The sequence below is a fragment of the Serratia sp. FS14 genome (assembly GCF_000695995.1).
GTDB classification, from domain to species: Bacteria; Pseudomonadota; Gammaproteobacteria; order Enterobacterales; family Enterobacteriaceae; genus Serratia; species Serratia nematodiphila.
Window position 1 is genome coordinate 3,713,230 of record NZ_CP005927.1, and the last position, 17,871, is coordinate 3,731,100.

At 55.4% G+C, this 17,871-nt stretch carries 16 protein-coding genes and 2 pseudogenes; 5 read left to right on the plus strand and 13 right to left on the minus strand.

From position 1 onward, the window contains the following. Window positions 1-88: 88 nt before the first annotated feature. Window positions 89-1,006 (plus strand): DMT family transporter, encoded by a 918-nt coding sequence (locus L085_RS16830; RefSeq protein WP_033633096.1) that lies wholly within the window; start codon window positions 89-91, stop codon window positions 1,004-1,006. 53 nt (window positions 1,007-1,059) lie between these two features. Next, entirely contained in the window at window positions 1,060-1,956 is an 897-nt protein-coding gene (locus L085_RS16835) for a PhzF family phenazine biosynthesis protein (RefSeq protein ID WP_044031282.1), read from the plus strand. A gap of 68 nt (window positions 1,957-2,024) precedes the next feature. Here L085_RS16835 and L085_RS16840 read toward each other — a convergent pair whose 3' ends face one another. The 12 genes and pseudogenes from L085_RS16840 to L085_RS16895 all read right to left on the minus strand — a co-directional run bounded on the left by L085_RS16840 (window position 2,025) and on the right by L085_RS16895 (window position 13,489). Continuing rightward, window positions 2,025-2,405 (minus strand): hypothetical protein, encoded by a 381-nt coding sequence (locus L085_RS16840; RefSeq protein ID WP_044031283.1) that lies wholly within the window; start codon window positions 2,403-2,405, stop codon window positions 2,025-2,027. Window positions 2,406-2,480: 75 nt separating this feature from the next. Next, window positions 2,481-2,948 carry a hypothetical protein gene (locus L085_RS16845; RefSeq protein WP_044031284.1) on the minus strand — a complete coding sequence of 156 codons (468 nt, stop codon included), beginning with the start codon at window positions 2,946-2,948 and terminating at the stop codon, window positions 2,481-2,483. Window position 2,949: 1 nt separating this feature from the next. Then, window positions 2,950-3,279 carry a hypothetical protein gene (locus tag L085_RS16850; protein ID WP_044031285.1) on the minus strand — a complete coding sequence of 110 codons (330 nt, stop codon included), beginning with the start codon at window positions 3,277-3,279 and terminating at the stop codon, window positions 2,950-2,952. A 38-nt stretch (window positions 3,280-3,317) separates the two neighbouring features. Next, window positions 3,318-3,614, minus strand: coding sequence for a hypothetical protein (locus tag L085_RS16855; RefSeq protein WP_044031286.1), 297 nt, complete (start codon window positions 3,612-3,614; stop codon window positions 3,318-3,320). Between the two features lie 707 nt (window positions 3,615-4,321). Further along, window positions 4,322-4,489, minus strand: a complete 168-nt coding sequence (locus L085_RS25515; RefSeq protein ID WP_158499088.1) for a hypothetical protein — start codon at window positions 4,487-4,489, stop codon at window positions 4,322-4,324. Window positions 4,490-4,909: 420 nt separating this feature from the next. After that, window positions 4,910-5,239 (minus strand): hypothetical protein, encoded by a 330-nt coding sequence (locus tag L085_RS16865; RefSeq protein ID WP_226988548.1) that lies wholly within the window; start codon window positions 5,237-5,239, stop codon window positions 4,910-4,912. Further along, window positions 5,232-6,473, minus strand: a pseudogene (locus L085_RS16870) (RHS repeat-associated core domain-containing protein); the annotation flags it as partial. The pseudogene L085_RS16870 and the gene L085_RS16865, both read right to left, overlap by 8 nt. A gap of 146 nt (window positions 6,474-6,619) precedes the next feature. Further along, entirely contained in the window at window positions 6,620-6,973 is a 354-nt protein-coding gene (locus L085_RS16875; RefSeq protein ID WP_033633100.1) for a hypothetical protein, read from the minus strand. 3 nt (window positions 6,974-6,976) lie between these two features. After that, a pseudogene (locus L085_RS16880) lies at window positions 6,977-8,257 on the minus strand (RHS repeat-associated core domain-containing protein); the annotation flags it as partial. Window positions 8,258-8,467: 210 nt separating this feature from the next. Continuing rightward, on the minus strand, window positions 8,468-8,797 hold the full coding sequence (locus L085_RS16885) for a barstar family protein (protein ID WP_044031289.1): 330 nt from the start codon (window positions 8,795-8,797) through the stop codon (window positions 8,468-8,470). Then, window positions 8,797-13,026 (minus strand): RHS repeat-associated core domain-containing protein, encoded by a 4,230-nt coding sequence (locus tag L085_RS16890; protein WP_071841643.1) that lies wholly within the window; start codon window positions 13,024-13,026, stop codon window positions 8,797-8,799. The genes L085_RS16885 and L085_RS16890 overlap by 1 nt, the downstream gene beginning before the upstream one ends. Before the next feature lie 31 nt (window positions 13,027-13,057). Beyond that, window positions 13,058-13,489 (minus strand): DUF1795 domain-containing protein, encoded by a 432-nt coding sequence (locus tag L085_RS16895; protein WP_044031290.1) that lies wholly within the window; start codon window positions 13,487-13,489, stop codon window positions 13,058-13,060. Window positions 13,490-13,723: 234 nt separating this feature from the next. Between L085_RS16895 and L085_RS16900 the strand changes: the two genes are divergently transcribed. Both L085_RS16900 and L085_RS16905 read left to right on the plus strand, forming a co-directional pair. Beyond that, window positions 13,724-14,728 carry an alpha/beta hydrolase gene (locus L085_RS16900; protein WP_044031291.1) on the plus strand — a complete coding sequence of 335 codons (1,005 nt, stop codon included), beginning with the start codon at window positions 13,724-13,726 and terminating at the stop codon, window positions 14,726-14,728. Window positions 14,729-14,797: 69 nt separating this feature from the next. Next, window positions 14,798-15,445, plus strand: coding sequence for a dihydrofolate reductase family protein (locus L085_RS16905; RefSeq protein WP_044031292.1), 648 nt, complete (start codon window positions 14,798-14,800; stop codon window positions 15,443-15,445). 42 nt (window positions 15,446-15,487) lie between these two features. Here the strand turns inward: L085_RS16905 and L085_RS16910 are convergent, their stop codons facing one another. Then, complete coding sequence (locus L085_RS16910; protein ID WP_004940748.1) at window positions 15,488-17,104, minus strand: serralysin family metalloprotease; 1,617 nt, start codon at window positions 17,102-17,104, stop codon at window positions 15,488-15,490. Window positions 17,105-17,515: 411 nt separating this feature from the next. Here L085_RS16910 and L085_RS16915 point away from each other — a divergent pair, with 411 nt between their 5' ends. After that, a complete protein-coding gene (locus L085_RS16915; RefSeq protein ID WP_004940750.1) occupies window positions 17,516-17,869 on the plus strand; it encodes an AprI/Inh family metalloprotease inhibitor in 354 nt (117 codons plus the stop codon). The last annotated feature ends 2 nt before the right edge of the window (window positions 17,870-17,871 follow it).

The window sequence follows — 17,871 nt, forward strand, 5'->3', positions numbered from 1 at the left end:
AAGAATATGCAACTGGGCGCAAAGCGCTGCAAGCGCCGCCGCGCGCCAAAGCGGATACTGCGCCATCGGTTTTTTCGGAGTGAATAGAATGAATGCGCTGTTGTACCTCGCCGTGGTGCTGATTTGGGGCACCACCTGGATAGCGATTACCCTGCAACAGGAAGGCCCGGTGGCCATTCCCGTATCGATCGCTTACCGTTTCGCCATTTCCGCCGCGGTGATGTTCGCCGTGCTGTTGCTAACGCGCCGCCTGCGCCGCATCGCCCCGCGCGATCATCTGTTCTGCGTGCTGCAGGGCTGCTGCGTGTTCGGTTTCAACTTCTTCTGCTTCTACCATGCGGCGGCTTATATCAGCAGCGGGCTGGAATCGGTGATCTTCTCGATGGCGGTGCTGTTCAACGCCCTCAACAGCCTGCTGTTCTTCCGCCAGCGCCCCAGCCCCAACCTGCTGCCGGCGGCGCTGCTGGGGTTGACCGGCATCGTGGCGCTGTTCTGGCAAGATCTGGCCGCCACCCGCATGGCGCCGGAGCTGCTTAAAGGCATCGGCCTGAGCGCGCTCGGCACCTACGGCTTCTCGCTGGGCAATATGATCAGCGCGCGCCATCAGCGCCGCGGGCTGGATATTTTTTCCACCAATACCTATGCCATGACCTACGGCGCGATGCTGATGGCGCTGATCGCCCTGGCGCAGGGCGCATCGTTCCAGATGGAGTACAGCAGCCGCTATATCGGATCCCTGTTGTATCTGGCGATCTTCGGATCGGTGATCGCCTTCGCCGCCTACTTCAGCCTGCTCGGCCGCATCGGCGCCGGCGCGGCGGCCTACAGCACCCTACTGTTCCCGCTGGTGGCGCTGACCATCTCAACGATCTACGAAGGCTACCAGTGGCACTTCAACGCCGTGCTGGGCCTGTGCCTGATTTTGCTGGGCAACCTGGTGATGTTCGCCAAGCCGGGGCTGAAGTGGCGACGGGCGGGTATCTCAAAACAAAACTCAACCCTTTGAAGCTATTGCAAATATCGTTATTATCAGGTTTTGTTGATAACGGATGATGGCAAATGCTCAGAAGTGATGATGTGACACCCCGCGCCTACCAACAGGTGGACGTGTTTACCCGTACGCCGCTGCAGGGCAACCCCGTGGCGGTGGTGCTGGAAGCCGAAGGGCTGAACGACGAGCAGATGCTGGCATTGGCCCGTTGGACCAACCTGTCGGAAACCACCTTTGTGCTTAAACCGACGCACCCGGCGGCGGATTATAAGGTGCGCATTTTCACCACCGAAAAAGAGCTGCCCTTCGCCGGCCACCCAACGCTGGGCACCGCCCACGCCTTGCTGAAAGCCGGGTTGACGCCTAAACGCCCTGGAACGGTGATGCAGGAATGCGGCGTCGGCCTGGTGGCGGTCAATATCCAGCCGGAAGGCACATTGGCGTTCGCCGCGCCCGAAGTAGAGTTCCGCCCCATGGCGGCCGAGGAAACCGAACGGCTGACGGCCGCTTTACGGCCTGCAGTGATTGCAGCAGGCACCCCGCCGGTGATTGCCGAGATGGGCATTCGCTGGCTGATGGTGCGCCTGCCGGACGCGCAGTCCTGCCTGGCGGTAACGCCGGATCAGGCCACGATTAAACAGCTGCAAACCGCCTGTGATGTGGATGGCGTAGTGATCTATGGCGCCTGCTCCGCAACCGAACCGGCCGATTACGAAATGCGCGCGTTTATGGTGGAATGTGGCGCCTTGATTGAAGATCCGGTGACCGGCAGCGCCAACGCCTGCCTGGCGCGCTTATTGAAGGCCAGCCGCTTCCCCGACGGCGGCCAGACCGCACAGGGTTACCAGGTGCGCCAGGGCACCCAACTGAATCGAGATGGCCGCGTGAGCGTGCGCTTTATTGACGGCGAGCCCTGGATCGGCGGGCAGTGCTGCACCCTGATTAATGGCACATTGGGTATTTAGTTTGGGGGATGTAGGATAAGGAAGGCGTTGGACATTTGGAGGGATGTTTGACCCTATCGGGTCGCGATTCATGAATTGCTAAAAACAAAGCTTTCCTCTGCTAAGTTATGTTCTTTCCTATGTTGCACATCCCAGTCAAAGTAGCCATCAGGCTGTTTGGATTCTACGCCTTTCAGCCAATACTGTTCACCATAAGCTATCAGCATTGCCCAATGATATTCAATTTCATGGCTCCTGAGACAGACAGCCGTATAACTGTTGATAGGCTTGCACACTAAGCTCGATGATAAAACCAATAACTCCGCGTCACTTTCAGACTTTTGCGCATATTTAACAATGATCGCTTTGAGCATTTCCATCCAAGTATAAAAATTGAAAACTACAGTTTCATTCGAGTCATTCTCATCCCGAAAAAGGATACCATCAACCAGACTAGATTTGTTAATCATTGGTAACCTCCATCAAATTAAAAATTCATTTATTATTAGGCTTAATACTAATGATGTCAATTAGAAAAATATCACTCATTTATTTCTCAGAAAAATATCATTGTCAGCGATACCGAAGTCAAGATAAAAACCCAACGTGGATTTTATATGCAGCCGACCGTTTAACCTTATAACATCAAGAAATGGGTTAGAGGTCGTAGAGTACATGAACCATTTCAATTTATTATACTTATCTGCTCTGACAATAAAACCATCACTCCCCATTTCGCCCTCCCCGCAAAATAAAACGTCACCATCAGGAAGCAATACCTTGTTGTTTATTTGAATTTCAGACCACAAATCATCACATTTCTTAATGAGTGAGCTTAACGAAATAACACTCCCATATGAAATGCCATACTCCTTATTAAAAGTATTTTTGAAACCATCACTTTCTTCAGAGTAAATATTTATCTCTCTTGCTGTATTGTTTTCACTTGCAATGAGGTCCACTCCAATTAACTGACCACGCACCCATTTCTCTTGTATTTTCTTGATATCCATTTTACTTCCCGCCAATTATTTTATCAATTTTTGACCGCCACAAAAGCACCCACCTATTTTCCAATGCCACAGAGTAGTTTTCAATTAAATAATAGTCATTTTCATCACTATGGGAAGTAAAACACTGATCAACACCATTGACAACCCATGATAGCAAATTTAAAACATCCTTATCACATTCGTTTTCTTTTAAAAACGCCCCTGAATTATTTATTAAGTCACTTAACAGATTTTCATCAAAGAACGACCTCTCAAAAAGCGAGTAGCAAAAAGTCCCTTCAATCAAGTCATTTTTGTTATTCATAACATCAAGCTTTAATTCCTTGCTCACATTGAACTCCTAATCATTCCATGGTTTTTTCTATGAAATCAAAAAGCCAAAAAACTCTTTGGCTCTAAATACAGTGAATTTTCATTGTCACCATCTTTATACCTGACGATGAACACTGAGAACGGTTCTTCACTATAATTCACTGCAATTATTTTAACTTCCCGTTCAGTTTTAAAAGCTTGTGAATAGATTGACATCATGTAAAATTGATCATCCACATCTACTTCAAACCACGGAGAGATGTTTTCAACTAAATGTGAATTAACAACCCCATCATCATCAAGGTAAAATTCAAATATAACCTCACCTGATATAAAGTAAACCCTGTCATACATCGGGTGAAAAACCGGTTGTGTATCCGAATTTATGTAGCCAGTAACAATTATATCACCACCCCATATTTAATTATATTCTCACTAAATTCACTCATATGTTCCATAAGCTAACGCCAGAATGAAAAATCAGATACGAAAATTTCTTTTATTATCACCCCGCCAGGAATATCGTTTATCGCATCAGCAATCTCATCATATGGGCATGGGAGGATAAATGAAATACCAAAGTCATCATTAATAACTATTGAACCATTGTATATTTTCTGTGATATCGTCAGCTTGATTATATCTTTTATTTCCATTCCGGGGAATATGATTCCATTGTAGCCCCCTTGGTAATGAGCATTACATCCAAGTGACAAAATGACACCGTCTTTATCAGTTATGACGGATAAGATATTATCGGCCGTATATGACTTTCGCTAACTCCCGTCAGGTAGGGAGTGGTTTTTAATCTTAACGCTAAATCTGGAGTGCATCTCATTAATATATAATGAAATATTTTCATTTAGAACGACATTCCCTATAGAAGTACCCGAAACAATTCTAGCGTTAAAATCAATCATGTTAGATACCGTAATATTAAATCATTTATCAATGTGTACGGATGGATATTTGAAAATTATCAAATCTGCTCGTTTCGATACTTTTCATTCTAAACATTCAGAACCGACTGAGAATTATCGGCTCTAACAACATCACTTACTTTAATCATTAAAAACTAGAGTATTTCTCTCAAGATTGTGATCTTTTATATAGCCATCCTCCCATTCAAAATAATCATCCGGTGCTGTACGAGGAAAACCCTTCTCAAAATATCTATCACCATGTGACATTACCATACCCCAATAATATTCATCCTCATGACCTAACATACAGGCCTCCATGAAATTCTTGGGTGGTGTTGTAAACATAGGTGTATTGTTAATTATGTAACTGGCTTCCTCTTCACTTTTTCTTCCATAAAAACAATTACTCCATAAATAATATGGACCCAAGAATAAAAATTCATAATGACACTTTCATTTTTATTGGATTCATTCAAAAATACCAGATTGTCAATTAACCTATTATTTTCAAACATATTAATCATTACCCACCTAGATTATACACCGTGTCACTTACTTCCAATAACGCACTAATCCGATCAATGTAACACCAGAATATATTCGTCGAAAAGTCGCCGTTGTCACATCACTCCTGCGACAACCGACGGTGCTGCCACAGGAGGCTTATAAACCCTTCGAACTATGTGGTTAGTAAGAGAGAGAGTATTACCCTCCTATTAAGATACTTTATCTTGGTTTAAATGGATGAAGACATTGTTTAAAGACTTCCCTCATAGTCTCGTCACTCATTTTATTTAAAGAATCATGTTGATATTTATTAATTTTGTTCGTTACTGCAATCTCATTATCCGGGTTTGGTATGTCATAAAATTTTCGCTCAAACTCTCCAAGATAATCAATAGCAATCAACTTATCAAAGAAACTATTGATTGCATAACTACCAGCATACTCTAATGACTCAACATCATCACAAGAAAACTTAACATACATTATAAGCTTCTTCAGCGCACTAATTTCAGCCTGAGTAACAATTGTTTTCTTTTCATTTTCATCCACCACAGTTCCCCCTTGCCTTAATCTGATTAAAGGTTAATTTACTTCTCGTTTCATAATTCATTTTAGATACTATGGAATAAGGATTCCCCCCAGAGTAAAGGACATCTTTTAACTTCAACCTTCCATTATGAATGTATTCAAGGGCAGATGCCTGTTTTATGTTACTCATTTGCACAGGATCTGCTTTAAAGATAATAGCATAATCACCTCTTCCTACATGCTTAGGATCATTAATAAGAATGTCCCGCATGACATCGTTAGGTGACATAAGTATATCTGTTATATAAACCTTCCCCTTGGCATTAGCCTCGAGAACTCCTGTTTTCATTATACTCTCAAAACCGCTTTTATCCGTATAATGTATAAAGACACTTTCACCACTCAACCCCAGCGGATCCACCCACATCAGCGGGTTCGGCGCATACTGATAAAGGTTCAACCCACCGCGCAGCCCTATCGGATCCTGCGTGGTGAAACGCCCCACCTCGGGTTCGTAGTAGCGGAACAGGTTGTAGTGCAGGCCGCTTTCGTCGTCCTGATATTGCCCGGCGTAGCGCAGCGCCTGCTGGTATTGCGCGCCCTGCCGCTTCGCCGCGCCGGCCACCGTCTGGCCCTGCAGCTTGCCGAAGGTGTCGTATTGCCCGGACCAGCACAGGTTGCCCGCTGCATCGGTCACTTCCAGCGGCGCGCTGTTCAGAGCGGTGTGGTACCAGTAAATATCTGCCGAGCGGCTGTCGCCCGCCTGCTCCAGCGCCGCCAGCGGGCTCCACGGGCTGGCCGGATCGTAGCTCCAGCTGCGGCGGCTGCCGTCGTCGCGCTGCTCCTGCAGCAACCGGTAGCCCTGCCACAGGAAACGGGTCGTCTGTTCGGTTTTGCCCCGGTAGCGCACCGTTTTGCGGCTGCGGCGGCCCAGCGCGTCGTAATGGTACTGCGCCTCGAACTCGCCCTGCGGGCCGCGGCCGTGCGCCTGCACCAGCCGGTTGTCTGCGTCGTAGCGGTAGTGCTGTTCGTACAGGCCGTTACGCCGGCTGATCAGGTTGCCCCAGGCGTCGTAACGGTAAAACAGTTTTTGCCAGTGCGTCAGACGGTTGTCGGCGATCGGCGCCAGCGGCAGGTGCGCGTCGATGTCGTTCTGCGGGCTGCGTTCGCCCAGCAGGTTATCCGCCAGATTGTACACCAGCCGCGCGCCCGGTTTACCCTGATTGGGTTCGCGGTGTTGCAGCAGGGGGCCTTTGATGCAACTAACAATCTAATGTTTTTACTCTTCCTTTTTATTTTTAAAGAACCTAATATCTCCTTTTCAAGCTTTGATCTTATATCTCATATTTAATACTGCACACTAAAGAGCCCCAAAGAAAGGATCCTTTCGCAGCTTGTCGGTCACTCTTCTTCGATGCACTCATCACTTATGATCGATAATCCATCAAGTTGATTAAACGCATTCTTCAAGAATTTGTACCTGCTGAGTTTTTCTGGATTCTTCCCATTAGTGAAAGACACCTTAATTATCGTGCTAAACTCTTTGTTATCTTCCTCTAACCACTCATTAGAGTGAGGAATATAATTATCAGTAATGGTTAACTTGTCCGCATAAAGGCCAGTATATGCAAAGTAAACTCCAAAATAGGAGCTGTCATACTCCGAACAAGTTATATCCCATTTATCGTCCAGTAATTTGCTCGCTTCTTTTTTTGATATAATACTACCATATTTTAAAAAATATAATTTTTTCATAATTTATCCACCACATTTACCAGGTATTCTAGTTCCCTTTCCTTTAGCCTTAACTTCAGCAGCAGACTCAAAGACCATTGCGTTCACAGGTCTACCTCCTGACATTTTGGATAATTTTTGCAATGTATCATCAATACCTAATTTCTTAGCCATTTCACTACCCATATCAATTGGTCCAGTGCGCCCTCCTTTTCCTATTCCCAGCTGCTCTGCTTTTTGATATAGCTCAGGATGTGAAATAGCAACGTCAAAATCACTAACACGGCCAACATCAAATGGTTGACCTGTAGAGAAACTTACCCCCGATACGGAGCTTCCTTGCATATATGAAACTGTGCCGGGATATCCTAATTTACTCATTCCTGCCTGTAATGCTTCACCGAACTGTTTAAATTGGCCGAAACTATTAAAGCCATGTGGAACTCCTTCTACAGATAACCCCAGCGGATCCACCCACATCAGCGGGTTCGGCGCATACTGATAAAGGTTCAACCCGCCGCGTAGCCCTATCGGATCCTGCGTGGTGAAACGCCCCACCTCGGGTTCGTAGTAGCGGAACAGGTTGTAGTGCAGGCCGCTTTCGTCGTCCTGATATTGCCCGGCGTAACGCAGCGGCTGCTGGTATTGCGCGCCCTGCCGCTTCGCCGCGCCGGCCACCGTCTGGCCCTGCAGCTTGCCGAAGGTGTCGTATTGCCCGGACCAGCACAGGTTGCCCGCCGCGTCGGTCACTTCCAGCGGCGCGCTGTTCAGATCGGTGTGATACCAGTAAATATCCGCCGAGCGGCTGTCGCCCGCCTGCTCCAGCGCCGCCAGCGGGCTCCACGGGCTGGCCGGATCGTAGCTCCAGCTGCGGCGGCTGCCGTCGTCGCGCTGCTCCTGCAGCAACCGGTAACCCTGCCACAGGAAACGGGTCGTCTGTTCGATTTTGCCCTTGTAACGCACCACCTTGCGGCTGCGGCGGCCCAGCGCGTCGTAATGGTACTGCGCCTCGAACTTGCCCTGCGGGCCGCGGCCGTGCGCCCGCACCAGCCGGTTGTCGGCGTCGTAGCGGTAGTGCTGTTCGTACAGGCCGTTGCGCCGGCTGATCAGGTTGCCCCAGGCGTCGTAACGGTAAAACAGTTTTTGCCAGTGCGTCAGGCGGTTGTCGGCGATCGGCGCCAGCGGCAGGTGCGCGTCGATGTCGCTCTGCGGGCTGCGTTCGCCCAGCAGGTTATCCGCCAGATCGTACACCAGCCGCGCGCCCGGTTTGCCCTGATTGGGTTCGCGGTGTTACAGCAGACTGCCTGCTCTACAATAAATACTTGGAATATTTAATTTCATATATTTTTTAAAGAGCAGGGTATTATTTTTTCACAATTTAATTAATCAAATAAAGGATTCCTATGAACGTTCTGGCTTCATCATCCCTATGAAATCCACTTTATCTAGATATATCTAGCGTTTAATCGCTAAGTAATACTCGAGAAGCCGTGAAGCCTTTTCGACTATATCAAGCTACCTCAACAATAAAACAATCGAAGGCTCCTGGCCTTTTTCTTTGCATTTTAAGCTTACATTTTCAATAGTGAATATTAATGTTTCCTTTATTTCCGCTGATGCTAAAGAGAAATGATGAAGCTCCATTAATAAATACTCAGAAGCTGCTACATGAATCTTCGTCATTTCATCTTGTGGATAGCGCAAGCTGAAAAAACAATCAATTAATGCATTGATATTCCTACCAAAAAAACCAGGAAACCCAAATAAACCAGATAACTCAGTATAAAAATCATCCAGCGTTTTTATCTTGGCAAAATCTATTTTGACTTTCCGCCCTATTTCCATTATTTCCACCCTCCAAGATCGATCTCTATAAACGAATCATAATGATCATGAGTATAATAAGCTTTACCTGTCTTCGTATCAACTACCACACGCCTCGCTCCATTCCCACCTACATCTGGTGTCTTAACAGTCCATTCTTTATATGGTCCACTACCAGTGTTAAGACGCTGGCTATTAGAGTTACCAATAGAGTGCGTATTGCTAAATGTTGTTCCATCATTTGAATAATGAGGTTTGTTTAATTTAATTCTATCAACTGTGTTTTGTAGCTCACGCATATCTCTTTTAGACATTGCGTGCCCCCATTTATCTTTAATGACCGCATGTGCCTGCTTAGGATTTTTAGCAGAATGGCTACATGTCAACCCCAGCGGATCCACCCACATCAGCGGGTTCGGCGCATACTGATACAGGTTCAACCCGCCGCGCAACCCTATCGGATCCTGCGTGGTGAAACGCCCCACCTCGGGTTCGTAGTAGCGGAACAGGTTGTAGTGCAGGCCGCTTTCGTCGTCCTGATATTGCCCGGCGTAGCGCAGCGGCTGCTGATATTGCGCGCCCTGCCGCTTCGCCGCGCCGGCCACCGTCTGGCCCTGCAGCTTGCCGAAGGTGTCGTATTGCCCGGACCAGCACAGGTTGCCCGCCGCGTCGGTCACCTCCAGCGGCGCGCTGTTCAGATCGGTGTGATACCAGTAAATATCCGCCGAGCGGCTGTCGCCCGCCTGCTCCAGCGCCGCCAGCGGGCTCCACGGGCTGGCCGGATCGTAGCTCCAGCTGCGGCGGCTGCCGTCGTCGCGCTGCTCCTGCAGCAACCGGTAACCCTGCCACAGGAAACGGGTTGTCTGTTCGGTTTTGCCCTTGTAGCGCACCGCCTTGCGGCTGCGGCGGCCCAGCGCGTCGTAATGATACTGCGCCTCGAACTCGCCCTGCGGGCCGCGGCCGTGCGCCTGCACCAGCCGGTTGTCGGCGTCGTAGCGGTAGTGCTGTTCGTACAGGCCGTTGCGCCGGCTGATCAGGTTGCCCCAGGCGTCGTAACGGTAAAACAGTTTTTGCCAGTGCGTCAGGCGGTTGTCGGCGATCGGCGCCAGCGGCAGGTGCGCGTCGATGTCGCTCTGCGGGCTGCGTTCGCCCAGCAGGTTATCCGCCAGATCGTACACCAGCCGCGCGCCCGGTTTGCCCTGATTGGGTTCGCGGTGTTGCAGCAGGCGGCCTTCGGCGTCGTAACCGTAGTGCACTTCGCCGCGCAGCGCGTCGCTCACCCCGGCCAGCTCGCCGCGGCCGGTGTAGCGATAGGCGCGCCACAGCACGCCGTCTTCCGGCCGGGTCAGTTTATCGTGGCCGAAGGCGCTGCTCTGCCAGCTGCGGCGGCCCAGGGCGTCGTAACGCCGCTGCTGCTGCAGCGCGCCCTGGCTGCGGCCGGTTTCCCGGTGCAGGCGATCGCGGGTGAATTCGCTCACCACCTGCTGGTTGAATTTGATGGCGCTGGCGTGGCCGGAGCCGTAATACAGCCACTGCAGGCGATCGCCCTGCGGCAGCGTCAGCGCCTGCAGGTTGGCCAGCGCATCCCACTGGTATTGCAGCTCGCCGTTCACGCCCTGTTCGCCGAGCAGCCGCCCGGCGGCGTCATAGCGCATCTGCACGCTGTCCGGCTCGATGCCCAGCGCCGCGCCGCTCGCCGTCGGCAGGCGGTTCAGCTCGCGCAGCCGCCCCATGGCGTCGAAACGGTAATGCCATTCCGCGCTGGCGTTGCCGCGCCAGACCAGCTGCCCGGCCTCGTCGAAGCGGAAGCGCTGTTCGCGCTGCGTCAGCTCGCCCCCGCTGCCCGGCAAGCCGACCTCGCGGTGCTCCTCCAGCAGCCCGGCCGCGCCGTAGCGATAATAGTGGCGGGTGTCGTCCGGGCGCTCTTCGGTCAGCACGCGGCCCACCGCATCGTAGCTGAAGCGGTAGTCGCCGCCGTTGCCGTTCTCCAGGCGCGTCAGCCAGCCCTGCGGGCTGTAGTGATAGCGCCGGGTGCGGTTGATGCGATCGGTGATGCTGACCGGCAGCCCCAGGGCGTTGTACTGCCAGCGGGTCAGGCTGCCCAGCGCGTCCTGATGTTCGGCCAGCTGGCCGTGCGCGTTCCAGTTAAAGCGCTCTTCGCCGCCGTCCGGGTGGATCAGGGTATGCAGGCGGCCGCCGTTATCCCACAGGTAGCGCGTCTGATGGCCTTCGGCATCGGTCTGCGTCGTCAGTTGCCCCAGCGCATCGTAGGTATAAGCCGTGACGCTGCCGGAACAGTCGGTGTAGCGCGTCAGCTGGCCGCGGGCGTCCCACTCCAGCTTCACTTCCCCGCCCAGTGCGTCGATCACGCCGGCCGGCAGGCTCTCTTCGTCATCCGGATAGCGGTACAGCGTGGCATTGCCCAGCGCATCGACATAGCGCGTCGGGCGCCCCAGCGTGTCCCAATGCTGCGCCTCACTGCTGCCGTCCGGGTAGGCGACGGCGAACAGCCGGCCGCTGTTGCGCGAATATTGATAGCGCGTCACGCGGCCTAGCGGATCGGTCTCCGACAGCAGACGGCCGTAAGGATCCCATTCGCTCCGGCGCTGTGCGCCGCCGGGCAGCAGCACGCTGCACAGCTCGCCGCGTTGGTAGATAAAGCCGTAGCGGCGCTGGTCGAAATCGGTGTACTGCGCCACGTTGTCGTCGTCATCCAGCCGCCACTCCGCCCGCTTGCCGTCGCCGCGCACCGCGCTGCGGCGCCCGCCGGCGAAGTCGTAGCCGAACTCAAGGGATTCCCCGGCGCTGTTGCGATAGGCCGTCACGCGCGGCACGCCGTCGAGCTCTTGCCATTGGTATTCGTTCAGCAGCCCGGCGGCGTCCTGGTGGCTGATCATCAGGCCGTCGCGCCAGCCGAAGCGGCGCGTTACCTCACCGGCGCGGTTGCTCACCGTCGTCAGTTGGCCCTGCTCATCGTAGCCGTAGCGCGCCAGCGTCCGTTCGCCTTCGGCGGTTTGCAGCGCCACTTCGCGCAGGCGGCCCTGCGCATAGCGGCACATCAGGCGCTGCCCGGCGCTGTCCACCAGTTCGCTCAGCAGCCCCTCGTCGTCGTAGAACAGCGAGGTGGCGTTGCCGATGGCGTCGGTGATCATGCTGAGCCGGCTCGGCTGGTCACCCGCCAGCGGCGGGTAGTGGAAAATCTGTTCGCCGACGTCAAACAGCTGCCAGCTGCCGTCGTCGTTGTGCATCAGCCAGCATTTTTCGGCTTCGCAGTAGGTTTTGTGGCCGCGCGGCACCATGGGGAAAGCGACGAAGTCGCCGGAAGGCGCACGCCACACCAGGCCGTCCTGATACGGCTGCAGGCTGCTCTCCCAAAACAGGTTCCAGCCACGGCCCAGTACGCTGTCGCCGGGGTTGCCGCTGCGCCAATAGCGCTGCCAGGCGACCGGCAGGCGCGATGGCAGCACGAAATCGAGATCGTCTTCGCCGTCGAGGAATTTCTGGCCGCTGACGATATCCACCGGCCGGGCGATAATGCCCACGGCGGCGGTGGCGGTCATCAGGGTGCCGGCGCGGCAGGCGATGCGCGCCAGTTTGTTGATGCCGGGCAGCTTGCCCAGCAGTTTGCCAAGCGCCCCCAGCTTGCCGGCAGCACCGCCCACGCCGCCCACCAGGCCGGCGAACAGCAGCGTCAGGTCAGAGACCTTGTACAGCCAATCCGGCACTTCGGGCTTGATCGGCAAGGTGGTGACGGTGCCGCCGCCGATAAATACGTTGGGCGAGCCTTCCATCACCTGCGCGTCGCAGTTGGTTTTGTCCCCCACGCGCGAGGCGGGCTGGCCGTTGATGCTGACCTTGTCGGAGCCCTGCGCCATCTGCATGCTCGGGCCGTCGTCGCTGCAGGCCACCTGGCTGTTGGTGGCGAGCGCGGCGGGTTTGCCGTTGATGAAGACGTTGGGGGAGCCGGTGACGATATTGCCTTTGGGGGTCAGGCTACCGGCACCGGCGTCGGCAATGCCGTCGCGCGCCGCGGTGGCTGCCTCCCCGGTGAGATACCCCACCGCCAGGCTGGCGCCGATAAGCAGCACGCCGACGCCGATACAGGAAGCCGCCAGGCCGGCGACGAACAGCGCGCCCGCCGCCACCGCGCCTGCGGCGGCGATCAGGCCGCCAACAATGGTGCCGGCAATCATGCCGGCCAGGGCATGGGAATGCCCGATGGTATCGCCGACGCGAGCCGCTTCGGTCATCGTAAGTTCCTTTTACGCAAAGAGTTCATCGTTAGGCCGCCCGGTAGCTGCTCAGCACCTGCTGCAGCAGCGCGTCGTCTTGCGGCGTCAGCTTGCGCGCCATCGCCAGAGTGAATACCAGCACCCGCCCCTCCGCCAGCGCGAACACCGCCTGGTTCTGCCAGATGCGTTTGCCGTCGCGCAGGTAGCTGGCGCGCACCCACTCACCGGCGGCCAGCCCATCGCCCAACGTCGCCGGTTCGCGGCTTTTGAACGCCCAGCCTTTCAGCCCCTGCGCCAGCGCATCGAGCTGGCGGGTGACGTAACTTTCCAGGTTCTCCGCCGGCTGCAGCGCATCGCGGGAAATATTGACTGAGGGGGAAACATCATCGCCGGCCAACAGGACGTTGACCGTGCGATCGGCATAGCCTTCCGGCAAAGCGACGCTGCCTTCGCTGAAAGCGCAGCGGGATAAAGCGGACATGCGAGGATCCTTTTGCATAAATAATGCTTAAGCATCGCATAACTTAGCCTTGAAATAAAACCATCAGATACGGCGAATGTTGCGCGGCGTGACCGCGTTCACTGTGCAAAAGAACGGTGCCGGAATCTGGCCGGGAGTCAAACCGTCATATTACAGAATTATCTGAATCCACCGGCGCGCCGCCGCGCCGATTATGGCTATACTCGGCTTTCGTCCGTTTTTCAGGAGATCAGGATGCTGAGATTCACCCGTAGCGCGCTGCTGTGCGCCGCGCTGGCCGCGTTCGCCGCCGGCGCCGCCGAAACGCCGACGTTCGGCCCGGAGCTGCAGGGCTTTCACTACCCCTACCCGTTGCAACAGTTCAGCTTCACCTCGCAGGGGCAGCCGTTAAAAATGGGCTATATGGACGTGCCGCCGGAAGGCGCCGCCAACGGCCGCACCGCGCTGTTGCTGCACGGTAAAAACTTCTGCGCCGCCACCTGGCAGGACACCATCAAGGAGCTGAGCAAGGCCGGTTACCGCGTCATCGCGCCCGATCAAATCGGCTTTTGCTCCTCCACCAAGCCGGCGCATTACCAGTACAGCTTCCAGCAGCTGGCGCAAAATACCCACGGCCTGCTGCAGAATCTTAAAATCAGCAAGGCCATCGTCATCGGCCACTCCACCGGCGGCATGCTGGCCACGCGCTACAGCCTGATGTACCCGCAGGCGGTGGAACGGCTGGTGATGGTCAACCCGATCGGCCTTGAGGACTGGAAGGCGAAAGGCGTGCCGTGGCGCAGCATCGATCAGTGGTTCGCGCGCGAGCTGAACACCTCCGCTGAGAGCATCCGCAATTATGAGCAGCACACTTACTACGGCGGCCGCTGGAAGCCGGAGTACGATCGCTGGGTGGACATGCTGGCCGGGCTGAACAACGGGCCGGGCCATCGCCTGGTGGCGTGGAACTCGGCGCTGATCTACGACATGATCTTCACCCAGCCGGTGTATTACGAGTTCAAGGATCTGCAAACGCCCACCACGCTGATGATCGGCACCGCCGACACCACCGCCATCGGCAGCGATATCGCCCCGCCGGCGGTCAAGGCCGCGATCGGGCATTATGACGTGTTAGGCAAACAGGCGGCGAAACTGATCCCGCACGCCACGCTGATCGAGTTCGCCGGGCTCGGCCATGCGCCGCAGATGGAGGAGCCGGAGCGTTTCCATCAGGCGCTGCTCAAGGCGCTGCAACCCTGAGCGGCCGGTTGGCGCGGCCGCTGCACGGCGGCTAAACTTTCAGCTGGCACTCAATTGCAGGAGACAGCCATGCGACAGATTATTGCCAGCGCCTTCATCAGCCTCGACGGCGTGATGCAGGCGCCGGGCGGGCAGGACGAAGACCGCAGCGGCGGCTTTCGCTTCGGCGGCTGGACCGCCCCCTACTGGGATGACGCCGTCGCGGAAACGATGGGCGATCTTTTCTCAGCGCCATTCGATCTGCTGCTCGGGCGGCGCACCTACGATATCTTCGCCGGTTACTGGCCGCAGATCACCGACGAGGCCGACCCGTTTTCGGCCGATATCGCCCGCACGTTCAATCAGGCGGTCAAATACGTCGCCACCCACCACGGCGAGACGCTGGCGTGGCAGAACAGCCAGTGGCTGGGGCGGGACATCATCGCCCGGCTGCGCGAGCTGAAGCGCGGTCAGGGGCCGGTGCTGCTGGTGCAGGGCAGCAGCACCCTGATGCAACAGCTGCTGGCCAACGATCTGGTGGACGAACTGCGCCTGCTCACCTACCCGGTGCTGCTCGGCGCAGGCAAGCGGCTGTTCGATGACAACGCCGCGCCGGCGGCCTTCACGCTGGCCCAATCGGTGGTCTCGCCCGGCGGCGTGATCGTGGCCCACTACCGCCGCGCCGGCGAGGTGGCCACCGGCGACTTCACGGTGGAAAGCGCAGCGGCCCAGCCGTAAAAAAAGGGCCGTTCGGCCCTTTTCTCTTTTCCTTCCTCGCCCTCAGGCAAACAGAATATCGCTCTGCTCCACCTGCCCGACCACGTGGATCTTGAAGTCGGCGGCGTAGCTGTTGCTCTGGGTGTTCATCAACAGATCGGTAGTGCCGTTGAAGGCGTCGAAGTTGAGTTGGATCTCGCCTTTCTGGCCGCTGAAGGCGCTGCCGCTGTCGATAAAGCGCAGCTCGCTCAGGCTGTTGTTGAAGCGCAGGCCTGAGAGATCGATCTTGTCGATGCCGTGCTCGAAGTCTTCAATCACGTCGAACGCCGCCACCGTCGACTCTTTGGCGTTGAGATAGACGAAATAGTCGGTGAAGTTGTTGGCGTCTTTGCCGCCCCACAGATGATCCGCCCCCAGCCCACCGTACAGGATATCGGAACCGGCGTTGCCCGCCAGCAGGTTGTCCTGATCGTTGCCGATGATCAGATCGCGCCCGCTGCCGCCGATGGCGTTCTCGATGATCGCCCCGCGCGCGATGGCGACGTTCTGCGTGCCTCCGCCGACGCTGGAGAACGCGCCGTCGTTCAGGTTGATCATCTGCTGCTGGCTGTAGCCGGAGAAGTCCAGCGTGTCGTTGCCGCCGGCGTCCCACACCGCGAAGTTGACCGGTTTGCCGTTGTCCGCCGTGGCGGTCAGGAAATCGCGCCCGGTGTTGGAGTTGAAGCCGTACACCGTGTCGCCGGTGCGGGTGCTCATGTTGGCGCCGTACAATTTTTGGATCGCGGCGATGTCATCCACCATCGGGCCATAGCCGTACACCCCTTTGGTGTCGGCGCCGGTGTAACCGGCGTTGAAATAGCTCATGATCGAGTATTGCAACGAATCCTGATAATAGGCGGCATCGTTCTGGTAGCTCGGGTTACCCAGCGACGCGTCATAAGATCCCGGGTGCGCCAGCCCCAGGGCATGGCCCAGCTCGTGGGTAAAGGTCTGGCTGCTGAAGTCGCCGCTAACCGGCGCCTTATGGGTGGCGAAGTTTTTGTTGAACCACACCGTGCCTGCAAAGGCGTTATCGCTGCCCGATTTGGAACTCGGCGGGTAATAGGCGTACGCGTTGATGGCATTCGGGCCGCTGCCGGCGGCGGTGCTGCCGTCGGCGCGCTGGGTGAAGTACGCGAAGGTAATATCCGCGCGGTGGTTGATATCGGTGGACGCCGCCTCGGTAAAGGTTACGTTCGCCACGTCGGCCCACGCCTGCATCGATTTCAGCGCCTGAGCCTGCGCCGCCTGGGTCAACGGCTGCAGCCCCTTGTCGCCGTCGCCGGTCTGGCCGATGCGGTTCAGCACGCTCTGCGTCAGGAAGGAATAGGTCAGCGCGACCGGCTGGTGATACACCTGGTCGCCGTTGTGCGTCAGGCCCGGCCGCGTCAATTGATCGGCGGCGCGATCGAAGCTGAAGTTATCGCGGATTTTACCCAAATTATTAATCGCCGCCCCGCCGCGCTGGTTGCTGTACAGGTTAGCGTTGTCCAGCGTGAACAGCGCGCCGTAGCCCAATCCGTCATAGGGGCTGCCGGGCTGGTGATAGTAAAACTGATAGTTGTGATCGTTGGGGGATGTGGCGGCCAGGCTGGTGAACTCATCGTCATCTTGCAAAATGTCGTTGTGGCGACTGCTCATTGCATTCTCCTTTTACACAGTAGGAATCCACTCGCTTTGTAAGACTATTCATCAGTCGTTCTAATCTAAGCCAAGGCTTAGGATTGACCAGTATAGTAATTAACCCCGACGGCGCGAGCCCACGCCGCCGCGCATCACCGCGCCGGGCGTTAAGGCGGAAATAATCATAACGATTTGTATTAGCGCAGTATTAATGAGAAAGATAAGCGTATCGGCGGGCTAATGACTCGTCTTTTTGGGCATGTTATCGCCGGTTAGATCAGAATTATCGAGGATTAAAAAACCTAATCCTTGCCTCATCATCCTGCCGGGAACGTGCTAAGGTGTGAACGGACAGCCGAAAGGAGTGACCCGATGCCAACCCATTTCCTTATGCGCGCCTTGCGCCGCGCCAGCCTGACAGGAGTCATTATGAGCGTATTGTGCAGCAGTGCCCTGGGCAGTTCACTGCCGTTGCTGGAACCCGCCGCGCTGAAGGGCGACTGGCAGCTCGCCGCCATCGGCGACGGTAAAACCGTCTGCGAGGTGCAGCTGAGCGACGAAGCGGTAGCCAATACCAACGCCTTCCGTTTCAGCGCCTCAGCCGAATGCCTGCAGCCGCTGGCGCTGCACGCGCTGCCGGTCGCCTGGCGGCCAACGCCGGACGGCATGACGCTGACCGACGCCGAAGGGAGCATGGTGGCGTTTCTGGCCCTGACCGCGCCGAAGCGCTATGAGCTGATCGACCGCAACGGCCCTTCGCGCTTTGTGCTGATCCCGCGCTAATC

Excerpts from the sequence above, each read along its gene's own strand:
- L085_RS16845 (WP_044031284.1), bottom strand. The coding sequence starts at position 2,948 with ATGGATATCAAGAAAATACAAGAGAAATGGGTGCGTGGTCAGTTAATT.
- L085_RS16840 (WP_044031283.1), bottom strand. The coding sequence starts at position 2,405 with ATGATTAACAAATCTAGTCTGGTTGATGGTATCCTTTTTCGGGATGAG.
- L085_RS16890 (WP_071841643.1), bottom strand. The coding sequence starts at position 13,026 with ATGACCGAAGCGGCTCGCGTCGGCGATACCATCGGGCATTCCCATGCC.
- L085_RS25515 (WP_158499088.1), bottom strand. The coding sequence starts at position 4,489 with ATGTTAGGTCATGAGGATGAATATTATTGGGGTATGGTAATGTCACAT.
- L085_RS16915 (WP_004940750.1), top strand. The coding sequence starts at position 17,516 with ATGAGCGTATTGTGCAGCAGTGCCCTGGGCAGTTCACTGCCGTTGCTG.
- L085_RS16910 (WP_004940748.1), bottom strand. The coding sequence starts at position 17,104 with ATGAGCAGTCGCCACAACGACATTTTGCAAGATGACGATGAGTTCACC.
- L085_RS16830 (WP_033633096.1), top strand. The coding sequence starts at position 89 with ATGAATGCGCTGTTGTACCTCGCCGTGGTGCTGATTTGGGGCACCACC.
- L085_RS16905 (WP_044031292.1), top strand. The coding sequence starts at position 14,798 with ATGCGACAGATTATTGCCAGCGCCTTCATCAGCCTCGACGGCGTGATG.
- L085_RS16835 (WP_044031282.1), top strand. The coding sequence starts at position 1,060 with ATGCTCAGAAGTGATGATGTGACACCCCGCGCCTACCAACAGGTGGAC.
- L085_RS16885 (WP_044031289.1), bottom strand. The coding sequence starts at position 8,797 with ATGGAAATAGGGCGGAAAGTCAAAATAGATTTTGCCAAGATAAAAACG.
- L085_RS16855 (WP_044031286.1), bottom strand. The coding sequence starts at position 3,614 with ATGTATGACAGGGTTTACTTTATATCAGGTGAGGTTATATTTGAATTT.
- L085_RS16900 (WP_044031291.1), top strand. The coding sequence starts at position 13,724 with ATGCTGAGATTCACCCGTAGCGCGCTGCTGTGCGCCGCGCTGGCCGCG.
- L085_RS16875 (WP_033633100.1), bottom strand. The coding sequence starts at position 6,973 with ATGAAAAAATTATATTTTTTAAAATATGGTAGTATTATATCAAAAAAA.
- L085_RS16895 (WP_044031290.1), bottom strand. The coding sequence starts at position 13,489 with ATGTCCGCTTTATCCCGCTGCGCTTTCAGCGAAGGCAGCGTCGCTTTG.